This is a genomic window from Ancylobacter defluvii, assembly GCF_018390605.1.
In the GTDB taxonomy this organism is placed as follows: domain Bacteria; phylum Pseudomonadota; class Alphaproteobacteria; order Rhizobiales; family Xanthobacteraceae; genus Ancylobacter; species Ancylobacter defluvii.
Window position 1 is genome coordinate 878,867 of record NZ_JAHBGD010000024.1, and the last position, 20,229, is coordinate 899,095.

Annotated in this window: 19 protein-coding genes and 1 pseudogene; 10 read left to right on the top strand and 10 right to left on the bottom strand. The window is 69.1% G+C overall.

What is annotated here, in order from left to right; translation table 11 throughout:
• Positions 1–52 precede the first annotated feature (52 nt).
• Complete coding sequence (locus tag KHC24_RS20260; protein ID WP_213365094.1) at positions 53–718, top strand: methyltransferase family protein; 666 nt, start codon at positions 53–55, stop codon at positions 716–718.
• A gap of 3 nt (positions 719–721) precedes the next feature.
• Here the strand turns inward: KHC24_RS20260 and KHC24_RS25570 are convergent, their stop codons facing one another.
• Positions 722–1,771, bottom strand: coding sequence for an FUSC family protein (locus tag KHC24_RS25570; RefSeq protein WP_213365095.1), 1,050 nt, complete (start codon positions 1,769–1,771; stop codon positions 722–724).
• Positions 1,772–1,892: 121 nt separating this feature from the next.
• Here KHC24_RS25570 and KHC24_RS20270 point away from each other — a divergent pair, with 121 nt between their 5' ends.
• Complete coding sequence (locus tag KHC24_RS20270) at positions 1,893–3,086, top strand: site-specific DNA-methyltransferase (protein ID WP_213365096.1); 1,194 nt, start codon at positions 1,893–1,895, stop codon at positions 3,084–3,086.
• 427 nt (positions 3,087–3,513) lie between these two features.
• A complete protein-coding gene (locus KHC24_RS20275; RefSeq protein WP_213365097.1) occupies positions 3,514–4,119 on the top strand; it encodes a glutathione S-transferase family protein in 606 nt (201 codons plus the stop codon).
• A 152-nt stretch (positions 4,120–4,271) separates the two neighbouring features.
• Here the strand turns inward: KHC24_RS20275 and KHC24_RS20280 are convergent, their stop codons facing one another.
• Both KHC24_RS20280 and mutY read right to left on the bottom strand, forming a co-directional pair.
• Complete coding sequence (locus KHC24_RS20280; RefSeq protein WP_213365098.1) at positions 4,272–4,460, bottom strand: CsbD family protein; 189 nt, start codon at positions 4,458–4,460, stop codon at positions 4,272–4,274.
• An 87-nt stretch (positions 4,461–4,547) separates the two neighbouring features.
• A complete protein-coding gene (gene mutY, locus KHC24_RS20285; protein WP_213365099.1) occupies positions 4,548–5,666 on the bottom strand; it encodes an A/G-specific adenine glycosylase in 1,119 nt (372 codons plus the stop codon).
• 153 nt (positions 5,667–5,819) lie between these two features.
• On the opposite strand from mutY, the gene KHC24_RS20290 reads away from it, so the two are divergent.
• The 3 genes and pseudogenes from KHC24_RS20290 to KHC24_RS20300 all read left to right on the top strand — a co-directional run bounded on the left by KHC24_RS20290 (position 5,820) and on the right by KHC24_RS20300 (position 8,573).
• Positions 5,820–6,311, top strand: a complete 492-nt coding sequence (locus KHC24_RS20290; protein ID WP_213365100.1) for a DUF721 domain-containing protein — start codon at positions 5,820–5,822, stop codon at positions 6,309–6,311.
• 141 nt (positions 6,312–6,452) lie between these two features.
• The gene (locus KHC24_RS20295) at positions 6,453–7,139 is read left to right on the top strand and encodes a DsbA family protein (protein ID WP_213365101.1); all 687 of its coding nucleotides are present in this window, start codon (positions 6,453–6,455) and stop codon (positions 7,137–7,139) included.
• Positions 7,140–7,620: 481 nt separating this feature from the next.
• A pseudogene (locus KHC24_RS20300) lies at positions 7,621–8,573 on the top strand (IS481 family transposase).
• A 453-nt stretch (positions 8,574–9,026) separates the two neighbouring features.
• Here KHC24_RS20300 and KHC24_RS20305 read toward each other — a convergent pair.
• Together KHC24_RS20305 and KHC24_RS20310 are read right to left on the bottom strand one after the other, a co-directional pair.
• Positions 9,027–9,524 (bottom strand): VOC family protein, encoded by a 498-nt coding sequence (locus tag KHC24_RS20305; protein ID WP_271180627.1) that lies wholly within the window; start codon positions 9,522–9,524, stop codon positions 9,027–9,029.
• A gap of 434 nt (positions 9,525–9,958) precedes the next feature.
• A complete protein-coding gene (locus KHC24_RS20310) occupies positions 9,959–11,236 on the bottom strand; it encodes a PA0069 family radical SAM protein (protein WP_246547190.1) in 1,278 nt (425 codons plus the stop codon).
• Between the two features lie 274 nt (positions 11,237–11,510).
• Between KHC24_RS20310 and KHC24_RS20315 the strand changes: the two genes are divergently transcribed.
• On the top strand, positions 11,511–12,113 hold the full coding sequence (locus KHC24_RS20315) for a glycosyltransferase family protein (RefSeq protein WP_246547192.1): 603 nt from the start codon (positions 11,511–11,513) through the stop codon (positions 12,111–12,113).
• Between the two features lie 27 nt (positions 12,114–12,140).
• Here the strand turns inward: KHC24_RS20315 and moaB are convergent, their stop codons facing one another.
• The 4 genes from moaB to KHC24_RS20335 all read right to left on the bottom strand — a co-directional run bounded on the left by moaB (position 12,141) and on the right by KHC24_RS20335 (position 15,580).
• Positions 12,141–12,704, bottom strand: a complete 564-nt coding sequence (gene moaB, locus KHC24_RS20320) for a molybdenum cofactor biosynthesis protein B (protein ID WP_213365102.1) — start codon at positions 12,702–12,704, stop codon at positions 12,141–12,143.
• Positions 12,705–12,806: 102 nt separating this feature from the next.
• Positions 12,807–13,703 carry a KPN_02809 family neutral zinc metallopeptidase gene (gene ypfJ, locus KHC24_RS20325; RefSeq protein WP_213365103.1) on the bottom strand — a complete coding sequence of 299 codons (897 nt, stop codon included), beginning with the start codon at positions 13,701–13,703 and terminating at the stop codon, positions 12,807–12,809.
• 190 nt (positions 13,704–13,893) lie between these two features.
• Positions 13,894–14,541 carry an alpha/beta hydrolase gene (locus KHC24_RS20330; protein WP_213365104.1) on the bottom strand — a complete coding sequence of 216 codons (648 nt, stop codon included), beginning with the start codon at positions 14,539–14,541 and terminating at the stop codon, positions 13,894–13,896.
• Positions 14,542–14,635: 94 nt separating this feature from the next.
• On the bottom strand, positions 14,636–15,580 hold the full coding sequence (locus tag KHC24_RS20335) for a ring-cleaving dioxygenase (protein ID WP_213365105.1): 945 nt from the start codon (positions 15,578–15,580) through the stop codon (positions 14,636–14,638).
• A 158-nt stretch (positions 15,581–15,738) separates the two neighbouring features.
• Between KHC24_RS20335 and KHC24_RS20340 the strand changes: the two genes are divergently transcribed.
• Positions 15,739–16,701 (top strand): LysR family transcriptional regulator, encoded by a 963-nt coding sequence (locus KHC24_RS20340; protein WP_213365106.1) that lies wholly within the window; start codon positions 15,739–15,741, stop codon positions 16,699–16,701.
• A 137-nt stretch (positions 16,702–16,838) separates the two neighbouring features.
• Here KHC24_RS20340 and KHC24_RS20345 read toward each other — a convergent pair whose 3' ends face one another.
• Entirely contained in the window at positions 16,839–17,288 is a 450-nt protein-coding gene (locus KHC24_RS20345; protein ID WP_213365107.1) for a MarR family winged helix-turn-helix transcriptional regulator, read from the bottom strand.
• Between the two features lie 198 nt (positions 17,289–17,486).
• Between KHC24_RS20345 and KHC24_RS20350 the strand changes: the two genes are divergently transcribed.
• Both KHC24_RS20350 and KHC24_RS20355 read left to right on the top strand, forming a co-directional pair.
• Positions 17,487–18,506 (top strand): sugar-binding transcriptional regulator, encoded by a 1,020-nt coding sequence (locus KHC24_RS20350; RefSeq protein WP_213365108.1) that lies wholly within the window; start codon positions 17,487–17,489, stop codon positions 18,504–18,506.
• 96 nt (positions 18,507–18,602) lie between these two features.
• Positions 18,603–19,937, top strand: coding sequence for an NAD(P)H-dependent oxidoreductase (locus KHC24_RS20355; RefSeq protein WP_213365109.1), 1,335 nt, complete (start codon positions 18,603–18,605; stop codon positions 19,935–19,937).
• Positions 19,938–20,229: the final 292 nt, after the last annotated feature.

A 20,229-nucleotide genomic window follows, 5' to 3' on the forward strand; every position in this document is an offset into this window, starting at 1 on the left:
CGCCGCAAGCTGTGTTTAGTGGCCGGCTACGCTTCCCAGGGTAAAAGCCGCCATGAACGATCTCCCCTCGCCTGCCGCCCAGGCGGAACATCCCAAGCCGAGCATCGATCTCGGAGCCGTGCAGAGCCTGCGCAAGCTGGCGCTGTTTGTGATCGGCGCGCTGGCGGTGATCGTGCTGCTCACCGGCCATTCGGTATGGCCCGACACGATCGAGACCGGGCTGCACGAAAACATCGAGATGGTGGGCGTCGCGCTGCTTTTCCTCGCCATCGCCGGCCGCACCTGGTGCTCGCTGTATATCAGCGGCCGCAAGAAGTCGGAGGTGGTGGCGCTCGGCCCCTATTCGATCAGCCGCAACCCGCTCTACGTGTTCTCCTTCATCGGCGCCGCCGGCGCCGGCGCCCAGTTCGGCAGCTTCTCGGCGGCGATCGCCGCGACGCTGCTCACATGGGTGGTGTTCTCTATCGTGGTGCGCAAGGAAGAACGCTTCCTCGCCGAGCGCTTCGGCGAGACCTATCTCGCCTACAAGGCGCGGGTGCCGCGCTTCTGGCCGAATTTCCGCCTGTGGCGCAACGTCGACACGCTCGAGATTCGCCCGCGCATGGTGGTGCAGACCTTCATCGACGCCTGCGTGTTCCTCGCCGCCATTCCGCTCGCCGAGGGCATCGAGATGGCGCAGGCCGCCGGCTGGCTGCCGGTGCTGTGGCTGGTGCCCTGAGCGCTAGCGCGGGCGCAGACTCGAAAGGCCGCGCTGGCCCAGCCGATCGAGGCCGAGCGCCAGCAGGGCGAAGCCGCAGCCGATGGCGACATCGACCAGTCGCTCGGCCATGGCGGGGGCAGCGGCGCCGACCGTGCCGGCGATCACTTCCAGAAACAGCATGATGAAGGCGGTGAGCGCCGCCGTGCCGAGCACACCGCTGAGCTGCTGGAACGGCCAGCGCAGCAACGCCGCGACCGCCATGCCCACCAGCAGCAGCGAGTGCGGCGGCACGTCGAGCCCGCGCTGGCGCAGCGCCGTGGCGCCGGCACCGTAGAGCACCGCCGCGGCGATGCCGAGCGCCGTGCCGAGCAGCATCTGCCCGATCAGCCGGCGGCTCGACAGCGCATCCGCCCGCAGCACGATGACCACCGCGAGCAGCGCCCAATAGGGGTGGCGCAGCCCCAGCACCTGGCTGGCGAGATAGGCCAGCGGAATGGTGATGGCGACGGCGAGCGCGAACATCCAGCGGTCCCGCTCGCTCGCCTGCAAACGCGCATAGACCTCGCGCAGCGACGGCGCCGTGGAGGCGCGCAGCCCGCCGCCGACGCCATCCCAGAACAGCGAAACCAGCCAGGCATAGCCGATGAAGCCCGCCACCACCCCGACATCCCTCGATTCCAGCGGCGCATAGAGCGCGCCGACCGCGAAGGTGAGGCACAGAAAGCGGGCGCCGGCCGCGGCGGTGTCGTCGAGACTCTCGACCAGCGCATAGAGCACGCCGGCAATGCCGAAGCCGGCCATGATCACCACCGGCTGGCCGGCCGCCAGCGTACCGAGGCCGGTGCCGACCAGCACGATGACGCCGGCCGAGCCCATCCAGGCCAGCCGCGGCAGCGCCGGGCCGCCGGTGTCGAGTGTGAAGGCGAGAATGCCGGCGATCATGGCGTAGATCAGCCAGACATCGACGCCGACGGTCAGGGCGACGGCGATCGGCGCCATCACCGTCAGGGCGAAGCGAATCGAGCGGGCGGCGAGGCCGTCGGCATGCCGCGGCGAAGTCGTTACGCCCACATGGCCTCCACTTGCGTAAAATCCAATCGGAACCCTTTACCCGCTCTTTACCCTGAACAGCGGACATTGTGGACGCGTGCTGTTGCGTTCCAGTCTGCGTTCAAGCGTCGGGTGCCGTTCCATGAAAGTCGTGCCGAAGGTCGAGGCCGTCGAGGCCCTCTCCCGCCTCGCCTCCCGCTCCGCCCCCCGCGCCTCGCGGGCGGCGACACCCGACGCCCTCCCGCTCGACACCATCCTGCGCGGCGATTGCGTCGCCGAATTGTCGCGGCTGCCGGCGCAATCGGTCGACCTCGTCTTCGCCGATCCGCCGTACAACCTCCAGCTCCAGGGCGAGCTGAGGCGTCCGGACGAGAGCCGGGTCGACGCGGTGGACGACGCCTGGGACCAGTTCGAGAGCTTCCAGGCCTATGATGCCTTCACCCGTGCCTGGCTGCTGGCGGTGCGCCGGGTGCTGAAGCCCACCGGCTCGCTGTGGGTGATCGGCTCCTATCACAACATCTTCCGCGTCGGATCGATGCTGCAGGATCTCGATTTCTGGATCCTCAACGACATCGTCTGGCGCAAGACCAACCCGATGCCGAATTTCCGCGGCCGGCGCTTCACCAATGCGCATGAGACGCTGATCTGGGCGGCGCGGGAGCCGAACGCCAAGGGCTACACCTTCAATTACGAGGCGATGAAGGCGGCCAATGAGGATGTGCAGATGCGCTCCGACTGGCTGTTTCCGATCTGCTCCGGCGGCGAGCGGCTGAAAGATGCCGACGGCCACAAGCTGCACCCGACCCAGAAGCCGGAAGCGCTGATCGCCCGCATCCTGCTTGCCGCCTCCAAGCCCGGCGATGTGGTGCTCGACCCCTTCCTCGGCTCCGGCACCACCGCGGCGGTGGCCAAGAAGCTGCGCCGCCACTTCATCGGCATCGAACGCGACCGCAGCTACGCCGAGGCGGCGCAGGCGCGGGTCGATGCGACGCACCCGCTTCCCGAGGCCGCGCTCGCCCCTGCCCCGTCGGCGCGCGAAGCCCCGCGCGTCGCCTTCGCCTCGCTGGTCGAGCGCGGGCTGGTGACGCCCGGCACGCTGCTCACCGATGCGCGGGCGCAGGTGAAGGCGCTGGTGCGCGCCGACGGCACGCTGTCGCTTGAGACCGCGCCCGGCCTCGGCACCGTCGGCTCCATCCACCGCGCCGGTGCGGCGGCGCAGGGCGCCGGCGCCTGCAATGGCTGGACCTATTGGCATATCGAAACCGGCGAGGGGCTGATGCCGATCGACCGGCTGCGCGCCGTGGTGCGCTCGGAAATGGCGATGGCGGCCGAGTAGCAACCCGTTGGAAGCGGAAGGCGGAGGCCGGCAAAGGCGCGACGGCTATCGCTGCATCGCCGACGTTGAGGCCCCTCGCCGGGATCGGCGACGCATCAGAAGATGTTCTGCTTCCTCGCCGGCACGCGGATCGCCACCCCGACTGTTGAGGCGGCGATCGAGAGGCTGGCGATCATAGCGAGCGTGACGACCCTGCACCGGTCCTCGCCGAGGGCGTAGCGACGGAACCTTCCTCCACAGACAATGCCCTTCGCCGGCGCGCCGGCAACCACGCCGCCCCTGTGGCGCGTCACGACGGGACGAGCGGATTGCCGAGCTGGATCAGCCGCAGGTAAAGTCCGCTCGCCAGCTCGTCCCGCGGTCCGCGAGTGGCTGCACCGGCGCGCCGCGGCGTTGGGAGACCTCCTGGCCGCGTGACGAAGGCGACATGATCACGCTCTACGAACAGCCGGATTCCGGCAATTGCTACAAGGTGCGGCTGGTGGCGGCGCATACCGGCCGCCCGCTGAGGCGGGTGACGGTGTCCTCGCGCGACGGCTCGACCCGCACGCCGGAATTCCTCGCCCGCAATCCCATCGGCAAGGTGCCGGCGGTGGAGCTGGAGGACGGCCGCTTCCTCGCCGAATCCGACGCCATCCTGCTGCATCTGGCCGAGGGGATGCCGCTGATCCCGGCCGACGCCTATGACCGCGCCAAGGCCTATGAGTGGCTGTTCTTCGAGCAGTACAGCCATGAGCCGGCCATCGCGGTGCGCCGGGCGCTGTTCGTCTATGAGGAACGCGCGGCGCTGGCGACGCCGGAGCGGCTCGCCCAGCTGCTCGAGGCCGGCAACAAGGCGCTCGCGGTGATGGAGACGCGGCTGGCGGCCCATGACTGGCTGGCCGGGGACGGCTTCAGCGTCGCCGACATCGCGCTTTACGCCTACACCCACACGGCGGAGCAAGGCGGCTTCGATCTCGGCGGTTTCCCCGGCATCCAGGCCTGGACGGCGCGGATCGCCGCGCTGCCCGGCCATGTCGGGCTACTGGACTGACGCGCCATCGCCCTGCCGCCGCCGGCCCGACGACGGCATCAAGTGCGCGCCGACCTGTCGCTCGAACCCAAGAGCTTGCTCTCGGAAGAGCTGGTGCTCAAAGGAAAAGGCCGCTCATTGGCGGCCTTTTCCTCACTCGCTGGATATCCGGCTCAGTGATGGGCGGCCTTCTTGGCCGTGTCCTTCGCCTTGCCCATGGCCTTCTGGGCTTCACCCTTCATCTCCTGGGCCTTGCCTTCGGCCTCGAGCTTCTTCGAACCTGCCATCTTGCCGGCGGCCTGTTTGGCATGGCCCATCGCCTCGTTGGCGTGGCCCTTGCCCTTGTCCATCGCGCTACCCATGGTCATGGTCTCCTGATCGCCCGCAACCCGTGCGAGCCGAGCCGATAACGCGCGGAGGACGACAAGGGTCCATCGGACAGGCGAGAATTAATCGATATACCGCAATACCTTGACCATCACGCTGGGAAAAGCCTCCGCCCCGAAGCCCGCCGGCATCACCCAACGATGACCGGCGGGAGCCGGCGTCGTCGCCGGCAGGCGCGCCCGCCAGACCGCCAGTTCCAGCGCGAAATGGCTGAACACATGGTCGACCGTGGCATTGAGCGCCTGCCATTGCGCCTTCAGCGGCGCATGGGCGGCGGGGTTGGCCGGGTCGGCCTGTTCCCATGGCGTTGAAGGCACCTCGCTCATGCCGCCAAGCAGGCCCTTTTCCGGCCGGGTGCGCACCAGCACCGCCCCGTCCGCCCGCAGCGCGAGGAAGGCGACGCCGCGCCGCGTCGGCCGCGCCGCCTTGGCGGCCTTCACCGGATAGGCCTCGGGAGTGCCCTGCGCCTGCGCGACGCAGTCCGCCCGCCAGGGACAGAGGATGCAGGCCGGCTTGCGCGGCGTGCACACCGTGGCGCCGAGATCCATCATCGCCTGCGCGAAATCGCCGAAGCGGGCGTCCGGCAGCAGCGTCTCGGCGAGCGCGCGCAGCCGCTTCCGCGCTTTGGGCAGCGCCTCCTCGACGGCGAACAGGCGGGCGACGACCCGCTCCCAATTGCCATCCACCGGCGCCGCCCGCCGCTCATGGGCGATGGAGGCGATAGCGGCGGCGGTATAGGGGCCGATGCCCGGCAAGGCGAGCAGGCCGGCTTCGGTGTCGGGAAAGGCGCCGCCATGCGTGCCGGCCACCGCCTTCGCGCAGGCGTGGAGATTGCGGGCACGGGCGTAGTAGCCGAGCCCGGCCCAGGCGGAGAGCACCTCCTCCTGCCGCGCCCGCGCCAACGCCTCGACCGAGGGCCAGCGGGCGAGAAAGGCGGCGTAATAAGGCTGCACCGTCACCACGGTGGTCTGCTGCAGCATGATCTCCGACAGGAACACCTTGTAGGGATGCTGCCGCGTACCGGGCGGCGCCCGCCAGGGCAGCTCGCGGCGATGCCGGTCATACCAGGCCAGCAGGGCGCGGGGATCGGGCCGGGAGGTCGACGGCCTGGAGGTCGATGGTCCGGCCGGTGCCGGCTTTGTCGCCGGGCCAACGGATGCTAGGCTCGCGCGTGCGGGCATGGATCGGTGTGCCGGCTCCCTCGTCTGTCCGGCCCAAGGTGGGCGCAGGCATCGCCGCCGGCAAGACCGTTTCCGCCGCCGCCCACAATCAATCCGGCTCCCTCGAGCCATCTTCGCCATCCGGCTCCCCCGAGCCCATCCTCGCCGAAAGCCATGCCGCCGCGCTCCCATCCCAAGCCGCTCGCCGACTTCATCGACGCGACCATCGCGGCGAGCTGCAAGCAGCGCGGCCTCGCCTCGGTGGAGATTGTCACCCGCTGGGCCGACATCATCGGCGACGACCTTGCGCGGCGGGCGCAGCCGATCAAGCTCGCCTGGCCCTCGCGGCCGGAGAGCGAGGAGCCCGGCGTGCTGCATGTGCGGGTGGAGGGCGGCTACGCCATCGAATTGCAGCATCTGGCGCCGGTGGTGATCGAGCGGGTGAACCGCTATTTCGGCTGGCGCTGCATCGGCCGGCTCAGCCTCAGGCAGGGGCCGGTGCCCTCGCTCGCCCGCCCCCGCCGGCGGCGCGAAGAGCCCGGCGTGGAGGAGTGCGCCCGCGCCGGCGCCCGCATCGAGCACTTCGGCACGTTCGAGGACCCGGCGCTTGCCGCGGCGCTCGCCCGGCTCGGTGCGCTGGTGGCGCGCGACCGCGCCCGCCGCTGAGCGCAAGGAAATCACTGGAAAGCTTCACGCAGCAGTGACCAAAGGCGGAGCTGCCGTACCGTTGCCATGATCGCAGGCTCGCTGTAGGCGCATGGAATTGTTCGGGCGGCCGCATCGGCCGCCTCCGATCTGGAGAGACAAATGATCGACCGCCGCCGCTTCCTCGAAGGCACCGGCACCGTCCTTCTCACCGCGGCGGCGCTGCTCGCGCTTTCCGGCCCGCGCGGCCTCGGCCTCGGCGAGCTCGGCTTCGTCGGCCAGGCCGACGCCCAGACGGTCGATGCCGCCAAGCTGCTGCAGGCCGGCCCGCTGCCCGACCAGTGGCTGGGCAAGGAAGACGCGCCGGTGACCATCGTCGAATATGCCTCGATGACCTGCGGCCATTGCGCGCATTTCCACGCCACCACCTGGCCGGTGCTGAAGGAAAAGTACATCGACACCGGCAAGGTGCGCTTCGTGCTGCGCGAGTTCCCGCTCGACATCGTCGCCAAGGCAGCCTTCATGCTGGCGCGCTGCTCCGGCGAGGGGAAGTATTACCCGATGGTCGATACGCTGTTCAGCAACCAGAAGAACTGGGCGTTCACCAACAACCCGGCACAGGCCCTGCTGGCAATTGCCAAGCAGAGCGGCATGACCGAGCAGCAGTTCAACACCTGCCTCTCGGATGCCAAGCTGGCCGGCGAGATCGACCAGTCCGCCAAGCGCGGTGCCGACGATTTCGGCGTCGATTCGACCCCGACCTTCTTCATCAACGGCAAGAAGGTGCCGGGCGCCATCAGCCCCGAGGAACTCGACAAGGAACTGGCGCCGCTGCTCGGCTCCAACTGAGGCGGAGCGGCGCCCACGCGTCGCTTTACCCCGGTACGCGGCAGACCATTTCCCTGTCCGCGCCCGGCCGGCGCCGCGTGCGGCGCCGCATTGCCGCGCCCTTTCGGCTGCGGCACGGTAGGTTCGGGCGGACGCTTCCGGACATCCGCCGGCTCGCTACGCCGGCAGTTCCGCCCGTATCGCGAATAGGCTGATGGTCCAACTGCACCGTACTCATGGCCGACCGATATTTTCGGACGAGGACCTCGGCTCCAAGCCGCGACAGAGCCGACCCGGCCTCGCGGGGGGCGTCGGTTCGGCTGAGCCGTGCTCACGGCCAGCCGGTAATTTCGGGCGAGAGCCTTGGCTCCAAACCGTTGCTGCAACGGCTTCCAGGGTCGCGCCGGCCAGCTAGTTGTCGAAGCTATGAAGGTTGTTCATCCGGGCGAGGCCTGAGAGGCTGGGGTTGCGAAGCTCCAACTCCTGGACCGGAGGTGCCCGGATGAACGTGCACAAGAATGCTCGTCTGACGTTGGCAGGTCGTGCCCTGCTGGCGGAACGGGTGGCGGGAGGGTGGCCGGTCACGGCTGCGGCGCTGGCGGCGGCGGTGTCGACATGGACCGCGCATGCCTGGCTGCAGCGGCATTGGCAGGGCGGCGAGCGGCAGGCACCATGACCGCAGCTCGGCGCCTCGGCGCGGTCTCCATGCGACGCCTGCACCACGGCTCGCCGAGATCGAGGCGCTGCGGCGGCAGCGGTTGAGCGGCCCGCAGATCGCGACGGCGCTCGGCATGCCGCGCCCGACCGTGGGAGCCATCCTCGCCGTCTGGGGTTGAACCGATTATCGGCGCTGGAACCCAAGCCCGAGCTCGTGCGCTCCGAGCGCGCCGCGCCAGGCGAACTGATCCATCTCGACATCAAGGGCCTGGGCCGGATCGAGGGGATCGGTCATCGCATCACCGGCAACCGCAGCGGCCAAAGCCGCAATCGCGGCATCGGCTGGGATCATCTGCATGTCGCGATCGACGACGCCTCGCGGCTGGCCCATGTCGAAGTGCTGCCGCCTCGGCCAGGACCACGCCTCGACCAGGACGCCGCCGCCTTCCTTGAACGCACGCTCGCCTGGTTCCGCCGTCTCGGCGTCAAGGTCGAGCGCGTGATGACCGACAACGGCTCCGCCTCTTGGTCGAAGCGCTTCGCCGCAGCCCTCGCCAAAGCCGGCGTCCGCCAGATCCGCACCCGCCCATAACCCCCGCAGACCAACGGCAAGGCCGAGCACTTCATCCAGACCAGCTGCGCGAATGGGCCTATGCCAGGCCCTATGCCACATCCGACGAGCGCCACGCCACCATCGGGCCGCGGGCAAACGACTACAACTGCAGCCGACCTCACTCAGCCCTCGGCGGAAAGCCTCCATGGACAAGGCTGAACCACATTCTTGGAAACGACGGCTAGGGCGCCGTGTTCACGGCGAGTGGGGATCTTCGGTCGAAAACCTCGGCTCCAAATCGTGGCTGCAACGGCTCCTAAGGTCGCGAGGAGCTGTCGCCGCTTTCGCCTTCCTCTCATGGCCGAACCGATATCACATCGCCGACCGGCGCGATGCCAACTGCCATCGGCCTACGGCCCGCAGGCGCCGCTATCCCTCGCCAGCGGCACGGGCCTCGCTGCGGGCATCGAGGAGGCAGCGGTCCTGTCGGCGCACGACGACAACCGATCCTCGCCCGCCGCCCGCCAAGACGGCAACAGGTGCCCCGCCGCGCCGGCCGTCATCGTCAGATACAGCCATGGACATGTCGGCCGCCCCCAGACCAGGACGCTCGGGTCTGGTCGCTCGGGTCTGGAACCAGGCAAGGACACAGATCAGGTCGCACCCGACACGTCGGCACGGATCCCCCGCTGGCGCCGTCACTCCGGCAGTATCACCCGGCCTTCGCTGTCGAGCGGAAAGCCGGGATTATGGGCGATCTCCCATGGATAGCCATCGGGGTCGGCGACATAGCCGGAATAGCCGCCCCAGAAGGTGTCCTGCGCCGGGCGCAGCGGCCGGCCGCCAGCCGCCATCGCCCGGGCCAGCGTCGCATCGACCTCCGCCCGGCTCGATCGGTTGCAGGCGAGCGCGATGCCGCCGAAGCTGCCGGGACGGCCGGGGATCACCCCGGCATCGGCGGCGAGCTCATGGCGCGGATACAGCGCCAGCACCACCCCTCCCGCGCCGGGCTGCCGCCGGCCATCCGCCTGGAAAAAGACCACGCCCGTCGTCGCGCGATCCCGCCGCACCATGCCGAGCGCCCCATAGAACGCCGCCGATGCCGCGAGATCCGCGACCCCCAGCGTCACCAGCGAGAGGGCGAGCGGCGGCAGGCTTGCCTCGACATCCGCCACCGCTCCGCGCCTGCCGGCCACGGCCCGATCCACCATACCCATAGACATCTTTTCCTCCCCTCCGATTCTGACCGACACGATTTCGGCCGCCATGCCGCTCCGCAGCCCATCCGCCGGGCGGAGAGGACGGCGCTGCAAGGCTGCGCCGTTGCTATCTCAGCAGCCGGCCGCAAATCCGCACGCTCGCAATGTCAGCCGCCTTCAGCGGGACTGAGCCGACACAATGTCAGCCACTGGCGGCGAGGCTAAACGCTCGCCACGTCAGCCACTGGCAGCATGTCCCGTCTCTCCGATCCAACAGCCGGCCGCCTGCCGGCTCCCGCGGCCGCCACCGCCCGCCGGCACGGCCGACACCGCCAAGCCAGCGGAGTTAAGCCGTCGGTTAATCCGACGCCCCGCCCCCACGCAGCAACGGCGACCGGCTGCCCGCATGTCCCGCGACATGCCCGTGATCCTCATCCCGTCTCGCCGAACAGCGACAATTGTTCGCCCTTCTGCGGCCGGCGGCGGAAGTGCCGGGTGGTGAGCCGCACGCTGCGCCGGTTCAGCTCCAGTCGCTGGGTGGCGAGCTCGAAGCGGCGCGCCACCGTCCAGGCATAGGGGCCGGAGCCGGTCATGCGCTGGCCGAAGGCGGCGTCATATTCCTTGCCGCCATGCAGTTCCTTCACCAGCGACAAGACGTGGCGGTAGCGGTCGGGAAAGTTCGCCAGCAGCCATTCCTTGAACAGGTCGCGGATCTCCAGCGGCAGGCGCAGCATCACATAGCCGGCCTCCCCGGCCCCGGCGGCGACGGCGGCGTCGAGGATGCGCTCGATCTCGGCATCGTTGATCGCCGGGATCACCGGCGCCACCAGCACCGCCGTCGGCACGCCGGCCTCGGAGAGCCGGCGGATCGCCTCGATGCGCCGCTGCGGGGTGGCGGCGCGCGGCTCCATCACCCGCGCCAGCTTGTGGTCGAGCGAGGTCACCGAAAGCGCCACCTTCACCAGCCCCCGCTCGGCCATCGGTGCGAGAATGTCGAGGTCGCGCAGGATCAGCGCCGATTTGGTGACGATGCCGACCGGATGGCCGAAGTCGCTCAGCACCTCCAGGATGCGCCGCGTCAACCGCCATTCCTTCTCGATCGGCTGGTAGCTGTCGGTGTTGATGCCGAGCGCGATGGTGCGCGGCTCGTAGCCCGGCTTGGAGAGTTCCTTGGCCAGCAATTCCGGCGCGTCCGGCTTGGCGAACAGCTTGGTCTCGAAATCGAGCCCGGCGGAATAGCCCTGATAGGCGTGGGTTGGCCGCGCGAAGCAATAGACGCAGCCATGCTCGCAGCCGCGATAGGGATTGATCGAGCGATCGAAGCCGACATCGGGGGAGTCGTTGCGGGTGATGATGGTGCGTGCCCGCTCCGGCGTCACTGTGGTCTTGAAGGCGGGCAGGTCGTCGAGGCTCTGCCAGCCATCGTCGAAAGCCTCGCGCGCATGCGGCTCGAAACGGCCGGCGGCATTGGAGAGCGCGCCGCGCCCGCGCCGCCGCTCGGCCTCCACCGCCGGGATGGCGCCTTCGCCCTCTGCCGGCAGATCGAGGTCGGCGACGGCGGCGGCATCGCGCGCCGCGGCCGCCTCCTCCGCCGCGCGACGGGCACGACGCTCCTCCGCCAGCCGCCCGAGATGCTTCGGGGCGGGCAGGACAGGCGGCGGCCGCAGGGCGGCTGCGGGATCGGCGGAGGGGGCGATGCGGCGTTCCATGGTTCGAAGCTAGCGCAACCATGGGAACATATCAAGAACATCGTAGAATTCGCCCGGCATCCCGCTTCACCTGCCCAGCCTTGTGTTGTAGGCAACACAAGGATTTGCGGAAGCTGCCCTTGATGGTGGCCCAAGGATTTTCAGGAGCTGCCGCCAAGGCGGCTTAGGGATTTGCGAGGGCCGCCGCCAAGGCGGCTCACGGATTTGCGGGAGCCACCGCCAAGGCGGCTCATGGATTTATGACAGCCGCCGGCAGGTTCGGCGCAAGACGGGGATGGCGGGCCGCGTGATCTCGGTGGTGATTCCGACACGCGAGTCGGGCAATTTGTTGATACCCACCCTGGCAGCGCTGGTTCCCGGCGCGGCGGCCGGGCTGGTGCGCGAGGTGCTGCTGGTGGATGGCGCGGCGCACGCTTCCAACGAGATCGCCGAGGTCGCCGATGCCGCCGGCTGCGAATATCTCGCCGGCCCGGCCGATCGGGGGGCGCGGCTGCGGCTCGGGGCGCAGGCGGCGCGCGGCCCGTGGCTGATGTTCCTCGAACCTGCCGGGCTGCTGCAGGAAGGCTGGACGCGCGAGGTGCGCAGCTTCATCGATCAGGCCGAGCGCACCGGCGGCGCCGAGGCGCGCGCGGCCAGCTTCCGCCCCGCCCTCGACGGCTTCGGCCTCGGCACCCGGTTCAAGGAGACGGCGACGGTATTGTGGCAGGTCACCACCGGCCGCGCGCGGCCGGAACAGGGGCTGCTGATCCACCAGCGGCTCTATCAGCGGCTCGGCGGCCATGCGGATGGCGAGTGGGCGCCGCAGCGGCTGGTCGGGCGCATCGGCCGCGGCCGCATGGTGCTGCTGCGCTCGCACATGCTGCTGCCGGCGGCGTAGTCCCGCCGGCCCGCATCCGCCGACGGTTCAGCTCTTCGCCTTGTCGCGCTTCAGATGCTCGTCGAGCCGGGGCAGGATCTCGACGAAATTGCACGGCCGGTGGCGAATATCGAGCTGCTTTACCAGGATCTCGTCCCAGCCGTCGCGGCAGGCACCCGGCGAGCCCGGCAGGCAGAACACATAGGTGGCGTTGGCCACGCCGGCCGTCGCCCGGCTCTGCAGCGTCGAGGTGCCGATCTTGGCGAACGAGACCATGTGGAACACGGTGGAGAAGCCCTCCATCCGCTTCTCGAACAGCGGCTCCACCGCCTCCGGCGTCACGTCGCGGCCGGTGAAGCCGGTGCCGCCGGTGGTGACGACGACGTCGATGCCGGCATCGGCGATCCAGCCGGCGACGCGGGCACGGATCGCCTCGACATCATCAGGCACGATGGCGCGGTCGGCGAGGCGATGGCCGGCGGCCTCGATGCGCGCGGCCAGCGTGTCGCCGGAACGGTCATCGGCGCGGGTGCGGGTGTCGGAGACGGTCAGCACCGCGATGGCCAGCGGCACGAAGGGACGCTCGGCGGCGGGGGTCTGCGGAAGCGACATGTGAAGCGGCCTCGAAAACGTGCGGAAGCCCCATATGTGGTCGCCACCGGCGTCTTTCGAGACCCGGCCGCACCGGCCGCGCCGCGGTTCTGAGCCCGGCCCTCACATATTGCTGTTGTTGAAGGTGTTGCACTGCTGCAGCGAGCCGGATTGCAGCCCGCGCTTGAACCAGCTCACCCGCTGCGCCGAGGTGCCATGAGTGAAGCTGTCCGGCACCGCATAGCCCTGCGACTGCTTTTGCAGCCGGTCGTCGCCGATGGCGGAGGCGGCGTTCAGCGCTTCCTCGATATCGCCGTCCTCGAGGATCTTGAAGCGCTGGTCGGCGTGATTGGCCCATACCCCGGCGAGGCAATCGGCCATCAGTTCGACGCGCACGGAAAGCTGGTTGGCCTCGGCGCGCGACACCTGGCTCTGGCGCTCCTGCACCTTGGCGAGCAGGCCGATCTGGTTCTCGACATGGTGGCCGACCTCATGCGCGATCACATAGGCGGCGGCGAAGTCGCCCGAGGCGCGGAAGCGGGTCTTCATCTCCTGGAAGAAGGAAAGGTCGAGATAGACCTTCTGGTCGTTGGGGCAATAGAACGGCCCCATCGCCGACTGCGCCGTGCCGCAGGCCGAGCGGGTGACGCCGGAGAACAGCACCATGCCGGGGTCGCGATAGGTCTTGCCCTGCTCCTTGAAGATCGCCGACCACACATCCTCGGTCTGGGCGAGAACCGCGGCGGCGAACTGGCCGAGCTGGTCGTCCGGCGCGCTGCGCGGCGTGCTCGGGGTCTGTTGCTGCTGCTGGGACTGGCCGCTGCCGCCGCCCATCAGGATCTCGGCGCCGCCGATCAGCACCGCCGGGTTGATGCCGGTGGCCCAGGCGATGAGGCCGACAATGATCAGTCCGCCAATGCCGAGCCCGCCGCGCCCGCCGGGCATGCGACCGCCGAAGCCGCCACCCTGGCCCCGTCGGTCCTCGACATTGTCGCTGCGCCGGAAATCTTCCCACCGCATGGTCGCCTCCTGAACCTGTCACCCGCCGGCCATCACGATCCGAAGCCGGACCATAATAGGGGGAGCGGCGCCGATCCAGCCGCACCTGACCGGCAATGCGCAGGACCGCCGCCGGTTCCATGGTGCGGCGGCGGTCCTGTTCATGCATGGCGACAGTCGGCCCCGCTCGCGGGAGGCAGGAGTGCCTGCCTTAGCCGGCCGGCGTGCCAAGGCCGGCGAGGAACTGGTGCGTCAGGCTCAGGTCCGGCGAAGACAGGCCATGGCCGGTCGGCAGCACCTGATGCGTCACCTCGGCGCCGGCACCCGTCAGCGTCGCGGCGAGGCGGGCGGCGTTCTCCGCCGGTACGATCGGGTCCATATCGCCGGAGAGCAGCAGCACCGGCGTGCCGGGGATCGCCGCCTGCGGCGGGTTGCGGAACGGTGCCATCGCCCGCAGCAGCACCGCGCCGGCCAGCACCTCGGGGCGCAGCAGCAGCAGCGCCGCGGCGATGTTGGCGCCGTTGGAGAAGCCCAGCGCCACCGGCGCCGGAAGCCCTTCCTGCGCCCGGATCGCCGCGACGAAATCGGCAAGCTCGTGGGTGCGCGCGATGAGATCGTCCTCGTCGAACACACCCTCGGCGAAGCGGCGGAAGAACCGGTTCGCGCCGCCCTCCGCCACCTTGCCGCGCGGCGAGATCAGCGCCGAACCGGGCGCCACGCGCTCACCGAGGCCGAGGAGGTCCTCCTCATTGCCGCCGGTGCCGTGCAGCAGCAGCACCGGCGGGCGGCCGGGCGCGGAGGCCGGGACATAGCGGTGGATGAAGGTCGAGGCGGCGGAAGGGCGGGGGATGGCATTCATGGAAGCCTCCTGTCAGGCGAAGGGGAAGGCCCGCTCCGCCTCACGAGGAGGCGGAGCGGCGGACACGCGCGGGGAACGGGCCGCGTGCGAGGCGTCAGGCGACGTCGGGAAGCACCGCCTCGATATTGGCGCGGCGGCTCTCCAGGAAGTCCGGCAGCTTCAACGCCTCGCCGAGACGGGCCACCGGTTCGTCGGCGGCGAAGCCGGGAATGTCGGTGGCGATCTCGAACAGCACGTGGCCGGGCTCGCGGAAGTAGACGGACCGGAAGTAGTTGCGGTCCTTCTGCTCGGTGGTGCGGATGCCGTGGTTCTCCTGCAGCTTCTTCACCATCTCGAATTCCGCCGCGTCGTCGGCGGCGCGGAAGGCGATGTGGTGCACCGAGCCGCCGCCCATGCGCGCCGGCAGGAAGCCGCCGGCCTCATGAATGTCGACAATGCCGCCGATCCCGGTGCCTTCCGCCTGGAAGCGCACCAGCGAACCCTCGCGGCCGATCTCCTTGAAGCCGAGCACGTCGGTCAGGATGGCGCCGGTGGGCGCCGCCTCGGCGAGCAGCAGGTTCACCGAGTGGAAGCCGCGAATGGCATGCTCGGCGGGAACGTCGGTGCCGATCCAGGCCGCCTCGTTCTCGATGCCGGCCACGCCGATCAGCGCCAGGCGCATGCCGTGCGGATCCTTGAACGCCAGCACGGTCTGGCCGAAGCGCTTCACCGGCGCCTGATAGGCGACGCCCTTGTCGACGAAGCGGTGCGTCCAGTAGCCGATCGAGGCTTCCGGCACCCGGAACGCGGTTTCCTGCGTCTCGCCGATGCCGAGCCGGCCGGGCGCCACATGGTCCCACGGGAAGAAGGTGAGGATGGTGCCGGGGGCGCCGGTCTCGTCGCCATAATAGAAGTGATAGGTGCCGGGATCGTCGAAATTGACGGTCTTCTTCACCAGCCGCAGCCCGAGGGTGCGGGTGTAGAACTCGACATTGCGCCGCGCATTGCCAGCAATCGCGGTGACGTGGTGGATGCCGTTGCGGATCTGGGTGTCGGTCATGGTCTTGCCCTCTCTGGAGCGCCGGGTCGTTTGCGGTGGCGCCCTCTCGTGGATCTACAAATATGCCCGGAACTTCGGCTTGCCACGTCATTTCAATTGCATTGACGCAATCTGCGTTGTGCTGATATGTAGGGGGCACTGCAATGAGGGCATGCGCCATGGCCGATCCGTTCAAGAATCTCGCCTGGGATGATTTCCGCCTGATCAAGGCGGTGGCGGATGCCAAGGGCCTGCCGGCGGCGGCGGCGCAGATCGGCGTGAACCATTCCACGGTGTTCCGGCGGCTGAAGCAGATCGAGGAGGCCATCGGCACCACGCTGTTCGAGCGCCACCGCACCGGCTATGCGCTCACTCCCGCCGGCGAGGAACTGGTGGCGCTGGCGCAGCGGCTCGACGACGAGATCACCTCCACCGGCCGGCGCATCGCCGGGCGCGAGCCGGCGCCCTGCGGCGAACTGCGCGTCACCACGCCGGATTCGCTGCTGATTCACCTCCTGATCCCGATGATGGCCGATTTCCGCCGCCGCTATCCGCAGGTGCAGCTCGACATCGTCTTGTCCAACCAGGCGTTGAACCTGTCGCGGCGCGACGCCGACGTCGCCATCCGCGCCACCGACAACCCGCCGGAGAACCTGGTCGGCCGCCGCCTCGCCCGCATCGCCTGGGCGCTCTATGGCCGCGCCGAGGATTTCCCCGATCCGGCGGCGGTGGACGAGGCCAGCCTGTCAACTTGCAACTGGGTGGCGCTCGGCGAGACCATGGGGGCGCTGAAGGCGGTGAAATATGTGCAGAAGCACGTGCCGCCGGAGAATGTCGCCTATCGCGTCAATACCGTGCTCGGCCTCGCCGAGGCGGTGGAGGCCGGGCTCGGCATCGGCCATATCCCCTGCATGATCGGCGACGCCCGGCCCTCGCTGGTGCGGCTCACCCCGCCGGTGCCGGACTTCGCCGCCGATCTGTGGCTGCTGACCCACCCGGACCTGCGCCATGCGCCACGGGTGCGGGCGTTTCTCGACTTCCTCGCCGAGCAGATCGGCAAGCATCGCCGCTTCATCGAGGGCGGCGGCCTGTTGCTGGACGCCGCGCCGCCCGCGGCGGCCGAACCTGCGCCGGCGGAATAGCCGGGCCGCCCCCTCCCGAATGCGGGCAAGCCGGCCTCGATGCGAAGGCCTCGGGAACAGTCGGCACGCGGCGGAGATCGGATTTTCGCCGCCTCAGCTTTCCGGTCTCAGCTTTCGGGTCTCAGCTTTTCGTGGTCTCAGCTTCTCGTCTTGGCGAGCAGCGTGTCGCGCAGGGCGGCCAGTTCGCCGGTCAGCCGCTCCACCGCCTGGCGGTCGCGGGCGAGGCAGACGCCCATCTCCTTCGGCACCGCCAGCGCCTCGGCCTTGAGCGAACGGCCCTTCTCGGTGAGATGGATGCGCACCTGCCGCTCGTCCTGCGCGTCGCGCACCCGGCGCACCAGCCCGGCGGTCTCCAGCCGCTTCAACAGCGGGGTCAGGGTGTTGGTCTCCAGCAGCACCTTGTCGCCGATCTGCCCGACGGTGAGCCCGTCCTGCGCCCACAGCGTCACCATGGCGAGATATTGCGGATAGGTGAGGCCGAGCCGGTCGAGCAGCGGCTTGTAGACGCGATTGAACGCGTGGTTCGCCGAATAGACGGCGAAACACAGGAAATCGTCGAGCATCAGCTTGTCTGAGGTGTCGGGCATGAGGCGGGACTCTGCCCCCGATTGAGGGCCACCTCAAGCGGCATTTCGCTTATCCGCCGGGTCGCGCGGCGGATCTCCGGGGGACGGCGCCGGTTTTTCCGCCCGGCGGAAATCTCACCCGCCCAGCGGGCAGTATTTGAAGAGAGAGGGCCTCTCCTCTATAGCATCGGGGGGAGAATGATGGAGAGACGGGGTTAGATGTCCGAAGGCGCTGCGAAAGCGAATCCCGCCACCGCTGCCGCGGATGCCTATTCCGGCCTCAGCGCCACCGGCCGGCGCTCGGCGCGCCTGCGGCTGCGCGCCGCCTGGATGTACTATGTCGAGGGCATGACGCAGAGCGCCATCGCCGAGGCGCTCGACATCGGCCGCGTCACCGTGGTGCGGCTGCTGGCCGATGCCCGCAGCCTCAACGAGGTCAAGATCTCGCTTTCGCGCGAGATCGCCGAGCTGCCGCGCCTGGAAATGGGGCTGCAGAAGACCTTCGGCCTCAAGGAGGCGATCGTCGCGCCGGTGTCCGGCCCGGAAGCCGACGCCACCCACGCCATCGGCGCCGCCACCGGCCAGTTCATCTCCGAGCTGATCGCCTCCGACATGACCATCGGTTTCGGCTGGGGCCGCACGCTGATGCGGGCGCTCGGCTTCATCGACGAGAAGTCGGTGAGCAACCTGTCCGTGGTGTCGCTGCTCGGCGGCATCACCAAGGCCAAGCAGTACAACCCGTCCGAATTCGCCTGGCAGCTGTCGCGGCTGTTCCAGGCCGACTGCCACCTCATCGCCGCCCCGGCGATCGTCGACAGCGTCGAGACCAAGCGGGCGCTGATCGAGCGCTGCGGCCTCTCCAACGTCTATAACCGCGCCCGCGAGATGGACGCGGTGGTGCTGAGCGTCGGCGAGATGGAGGAGACCAGCACCTCGCTGCGATTCGGCTTCTTCTCGCCGGCGGACTGGGAATCGCTGGTGGCGGCCGGCGCGGTGGGCGACATCGCCTACAACTTCATCGACATCGAAGGCCGCCCGGTCGACCACCCGATCAATACGCGGGTGATGTCGATCCCGCTGGAGACGCTGTGCGCGACGCCGCAGCGCATCCTCACCTCCGGCGGGCCGGGCAAGACCGAGGCGATCCTCGGCGCGCTGCGGCTGCTGCGTCCCACCGTGTTCATCACCGACGAGGCGACGGCGGCGCGCGTGCTGACCGCTGCGGGCGCGCAATTCTGAGCCCGAAAGTCACATCCGCATTTGACACGGAACAAATGTCGGGTAACCGAAGGGCGCTGATGTGCGGTTCACGGCCGCGCTGCCCGGGAGTTTGCCATGTACGTCGATAACAGGATCGCGCGGTCGGGTCTCGCCGCCGAACTGGATAGGTGGACGCAGGCGCATGGCCCGGTCACGATCGGCCTCGCCGGCGCTGGGCAAATGGGCACCGACCTCGTGGTGCAGGTGGCGCTGATGCCGGGCGTGCGCATCGGCGCGATTTCGGAGATCGACGGCCAGGCCGCCATCGATGCCGCGCTGATGGCCGGCCATGCGCGCGGCGACCTCGTCTCCGCCTCGACCCCCGCCGCCGTCGACCGCGCCATCGAGGCCGGCCAGATCGCCATCACCGACGATTTCCGCGCCTTCTGCGCCGCCGGCCGCATCGACGTGGTGATCGACGCCACCGGCAATCCGAATGTCGGCACCGAGGTGGCGCTGGACGCCATGCACCACGGCAAGCATGTGGTGATGCTGAATGTCGAGGCCGACATCACCATCGGCCGCTGGCTGAAGCAGGAGGCCCGCAAGGCCGGGGTGGTGCTCACCGGCGCCGCCGGCGACGAGCCGGCCGCCACCATCGAGCTGATCGGCTTCGCCCAGTCTCTCGGCTTCGAGATCGTCGCCGCCGGCAAGGGCAAGAACAACCCGTTGAAGTTCGACGCGATTCCCGACGAATTCGAGGCCGAGGCGCGCGCGCGCAACATGAACCCGCGCATGCTGGTGGAGTTCGTCGACGGCTCCAAGACCATGGTGGAGATGACCGCGCTCGCCAACGCCACCGGCCTCGTCCCCGACGTGCCGGGCATGCACGGCCCGACCGCCACCCGCGAGGAACTGGCGCAGGTGCTGTGCACCCGGGAGGATGGCGGTCTGCTCTCGCGTTCCGGCGTGGTCGATTATTCCATCGGCAAGGGCGTGGCGCCCGGCGTGTTCTGCGTGGTGAAGCCACGGCATCCGCGAGTGATCGAGCGCATGGCGGATCTGAAAGTGGGAACGGGCCCGTGCTTCGCGCTGGTGCGCCCCTATCACCTCACCAGCCTCGAGGTGCCGCTGTCGGCGGTGCGCGCGGTGCTGCACGGCCGCCCGGACATGGAGGTGCTCGACCATCCGGTGGCCGAGTGCACGGCGGTGGCCAAGCGCGACCTCAAGCCGGGTCAGCTGCTCGGCAAGATCGGCGAGTATGATTATCGCGGCTTCGCGATGGAGTGGCGAGCGGCGCGCGACGAATTCGCGCTTCCCCTCGGCCTCGCCGAGAACGCGCGGGTGCTGCGGCCGATCCGCGCCGGCGAACGGCTTTCCTACGAGAACTGCGCCCCCGACGAGGCGCTGGTGGTGACCCAGATGCGCCGCCGCCTCGACCAGTCCGACGCGCAATATCTGGCGGCGTGAGGGGAGCGGGGGCTGTTCTCGCCTCCCGGCCTTGTCATGAGAAGCATCCTCGCCCCGAGGCGCGAGCCTCGAATAATCACGGCCGTGCCTCGATGGATCTTCGGATCCGGGCGCTGCGGGGACCTTCCGTTGAGGTCGGCCTTTCCGAGATTATCGGTCTGACCGGTATTTCAGAGCATTCGGTCAAGAGTATGCGATCAGGGGAGAGCTGATCGATATCGAACTTCGTGCTGTCAACTCCATCTTGGCAATGGCGGAAGACAGATTTATCAATCGAATTTGAAATTCTGGT

What these genes read in the sequence shown, in the direction of transcription:
- KHC24_RS20350 (WP_213365108.1), top strand. Translation starts at nt 17,487, where the DNA reads ATGTCCGAAGGCGCTGCGAAAGCGAATCCCGCCACCGCTGCCGCGGAT.
- KHC24_RS20270 (WP_213365096.1), top strand. Translation starts at nt 1,893, where the DNA reads ATGAAAGTCGTGCCGAAGGTCGAGGCCGTCGAGGCCCTCTCCCGCCTC.
- KHC24_RS20335 (WP_213365105.1), bottom strand. Translation starts at nt 15,580, where the DNA reads ATGACCGACACCCAGATCCGCAACGGCATCCACCACGTCACCGCGATT.
- KHC24_RS20275 (WP_213365097.1), top strand. Translation starts at nt 3,514, where the DNA reads ATGATCACGCTCTACGAACAGCCGGATTCCGGCAATTGCTACAAGGTG.
- KHC24_RS20315 (WP_246547192.1), top strand. Translation starts at nt 11,511, where the DNA reads ATGGCGGGCCGCGTGATCTCGGTGGTGATTCCGACACGCGAGTCGGGC.
- ypfJ (WP_213365103.1), bottom strand. Translation starts at nt 13,703, where the DNA reads ATGCGGTGGGAAGATTTCCGGCGCAGCGACAATGTCGAGGACCGACGG.
- mutY (WP_213365099.1), bottom strand. Translation starts at nt 5,666, where the DNA reads ATGCCCGCACGCGCGAGCCTAGCATCCGTTGGCCCGGCGACAAAGCCG.
- KHC24_RS20310 (WP_246547190.1), bottom strand. Translation starts at nt 11,236, where the DNA reads ATGGAACGCCGCATCGCCCCCTCCGCCGATCCCGCAGCCGCCCTGCGG.
- KHC24_RS20295 (WP_213365101.1), top strand. Translation starts at nt 6,453, where the DNA reads ATGATCGACCGCCGCCGCTTCCTCGAAGGCACCGGCACCGTCCTTCTC.
- moaB (WP_213365102.1), bottom strand. Translation starts at nt 12,704, where the DNA reads ATGTCGCTTCCGCAGACCCCCGCCGCCGAGCGTCCCTTCGTGCCGCTG.
- KHC24_RS20290 (WP_213365100.1), top strand. Translation starts at nt 5,820, where the DNA reads ATGCCGCCGCGCTCCCATCCCAAGCCGCTCGCCGACTTCATCGACGCG.
- KHC24_RS20260 (WP_213365094.1), top strand. Translation starts at nt 53, where the DNA reads ATGAACGATCTCCCCTCGCCTGCCGCCCAGGCGGAACATCCCAAGCCG.
- KHC24_RS20345 (WP_213365107.1), bottom strand. Translation starts at nt 17,288, where the DNA reads ATGCCCGACACCTCAGACAAGCTGATGCTCGACGATTTCCTGTGTTTC.
- KHC24_RS20340 (WP_213365106.1), top strand. Translation starts at nt 15,739, where the DNA reads ATGGCCGATCCGTTCAAGAATCTCGCCTGGGATGATTTCCGCCTGATC.
- KHC24_RS20280 (WP_213365098.1), bottom strand. Translation starts at nt 4,460, where the DNA reads ATGGGTAGCGCGATGGACAAGGGCAAGGGCCACGCCAACGAGGCGATG.
- KHC24_RS20355 (WP_213365109.1), top strand. Translation starts at nt 18,603, where the DNA reads ATGTACGTCGATAACAGGATCGCGCGGTCGGGTCTCGCCGCCGAACTG.
- KHC24_RS20330 (WP_213365104.1), bottom strand. Translation starts at nt 14,541, where the DNA reads ATGAATGCCATCCCCCGCCCTTCCGCCGCCTCGACCTTCATCCACCGC.